This is a genomic window from Pseudoalteromonas sp. AS84 (assembly GCF_038900255.1).
In the GTDB taxonomy this organism is placed as follows: Bacteria; Pseudomonadota; Gammaproteobacteria; order Enterobacterales; family Alteromonadaceae; genus Pseudoalteromonas.
In genome coordinates, this window is the sequence record NZ_JBBMQY010000047.1 from 1 (window position 1) to 2,666 (window position 2,666).

1 protein-coding gene is annotated in these 2,666 nt (G+C 50.0%); it reads left to right on the plus strand.

Features of this window, described 5'->3' with window-relative positions; genetic code table 11:
* Window positions 1-2,666, plus strand: a 2,666-nt coding sequence (locus WNY79_RS20745; RefSeq protein ID WP_342876789.1) for an Ig-like domain-containing protein, incomplete at both ends; no start/stop codon positions are given.

Consider the following 2,666-nt stretch of genomic DNA (forward strand, 5'->3'; position numbering starts at 1 on the left):
CCGACACTTGTACTTACCAGCCCAGGTTCAAGTAACGACATCACCCCGACACTCAGCGGAACAAGCGATGCCGTTGAGGGCACCGAAATAACCTTCACCATTGTTGACGATCAAGGCAATCCACAAACGTTTACTACCACTGTTGATGTCGATGGCAACTTCTCAGTCGAAGTGCCAACAGCACTTGCAGAAGGACCGTATAGTATTGAAGCCAGCATCAGTGATGTGGCAGGTAACAGCACGGACATTACAGGTAACGGCACAATAGACACCGCTGCACCAAGTATTACGGTGGATGCGCCAGTATTAACAAACGACAGCACGCCAACCGTTACTGGCACCAGTGACGCACCTAACAGCACCATTACGGTTACATTTACAGACGCAGCAAATGCCACCCAAAGCATTGATGTACAAACCGATGCAAATGGTAACTGGAGTGCGACACCAACAGGTACATTAGCTGAAGGTAATTACAGCGTCAGCGCCAGCATTACCGATGCCGCAGGCAACACAGGTACTGGCACGGACAGTGGCGAAGTAGATGTAACCCCACCGGCACTTGCCTTTACACCAACGTTTGAACTTGGTTTGTTAATTACTCTAAGCGGCACCTCTGATTTGCCTGCAGGCAGTGAAATTACCATTACCGAGCAACTGGTAGGCGGTGGTATTGGTGCAACATATACCACTACAACGGATGCGGATGGCAACTGGTCATTAGTCGGATTAGATGTATCTTTACTTGATCTTGGATCAGTGATCGCAACAGCGACCGATGCCGCAGGTAATACCCGTACAATTAGCTCAGATGACTTTGATAATACACCGCCGACACTCACTGTTGATGTTGCAGCACAAAGTGACAGCAATACACCTGTTATTAGCGGCACAAGTGATGCGGGGGAAGGCGCGCAAGTCACTATTGCAGTGACCGACAGTGATGGTAATCCACAAACCATCACCGCGCTTGTGGATGCGGATGGCAACTGGAGTGCCACACCAGCGACACCATTAAGTGAAGGTCAAAGCACCATTGAAGTAAGTGTACGCGACAGTGTTGGCAACGAAACCACAGTGAGTGACACCACTACCATCGACACACAAGCGCCAATACTCACCATTCAAAACGTGGGCGATGTCAGCGATTTAACACCCGAGCTTCAGGGCACCAGTAATGAAATTAGCGGCACAGTCACACTCACTGTGACCGACAGTGACGGCGCCGTACAAACTATCACCACCACTGTTGGCAGTGATGGCCACTGGGACATTGAGATCCCAAGTGCGCTCGCACAAGGTGACTTTACTGTCACCGCGAGTATTACAGATGCCGCAGGCAATGACACCACCGCAAATAGCAGCGGTAATGTAGATACCATCACGCCAATCGTCACCGTTGATGCACTGGGCTTAGGTAACGACAGCACACCGACCGTTAGCGGCACATCAACAGAGCCCGCAGGCACGGTTATAAACATTGTTATTACCGACAGTAACGGTGATGAACACCCAATCACCGCCACCGTGGATGCAAATGGTGATTGGCAAGCAATCAGCCCTGAGTTACCAGATGGAAGCTACACCGTGCAAGCCAGTATCACCGATGATGCAGGTAACACTGGCGGTGCAACGCAAACTGGCAACTTAGATACATTAGCGCCGACACTGACGTTAGACACAGTAGGCGCAACCAACGACAGCACGCCGACAATTAGCGGGACATCGAACGCGCCAGCAGGCACGGTTATAACGATTAACGTCACGGATGCAGATAATACAGAAACGTTCATCGCGACAGTGCAAGCCGATGGCAGTTGGTCAGCGGATGTACCGAACGCGCTAACTGATGGTCCACTCACTATCGAAGCAAGCGTCAGTGACAGTGCAGGCAACACCACCACGTTAAGTGAAGGCGCAACATTGGATACCAATGCACCGAGTATTAATATTGATGCATTAATGGATACAAATGATACAACGCCGAATGTGAGCGGTACCAGCAGTGCAGCAAATGGCACTATTATCACCGTCAGTTTCACGGACAGTAATGACATAACAAACACGGTACAAACAACCGTTACAGACGGTATCTGGAGTGTTGAAGCCCCTGTTGACTTAGCTGAAGGCAGTTATGAAGTTGAAGCGAGTGTTACTGATGGAAGCGGCAATACAAGTACCGCAACAGGAAGTGGCATTGTTGATACGACCATTCCTAATATTGCCGTAAATGATGTAACTGTGACTGATGACACAACACCTACGATCACCGGCACAGCGAATGCGCCACAAGGCAGCACCGTGAGCGTTGAAATTACAGACAGTAATAACATTACTCATACCGTAACGACCACATTAGGGGTTAATGGCACATGGAGCGTAGCAGCCACGCAAGTACTGGCTGAAGGCACCTTTACAGTAAGCGCAAGTGTGAGCGATGCCGCAGGCAATGAAGCTACTGCCACAGGCACTGGTGAAATAGATACCATTGCACCGACGCTTGTACTTACCAGCCCAGGCTCAAGTAACGACATCACCCCGACACTCAGCGGAACAAGCGATGCGGTTGAAGGCACCGTTATTAACTTTACCGTAGTGGATGATTTAGGTAGCTCACAAACGTTCACCACCACTGTGGATGCTGATGGCAACTTCTCAATCGAAGT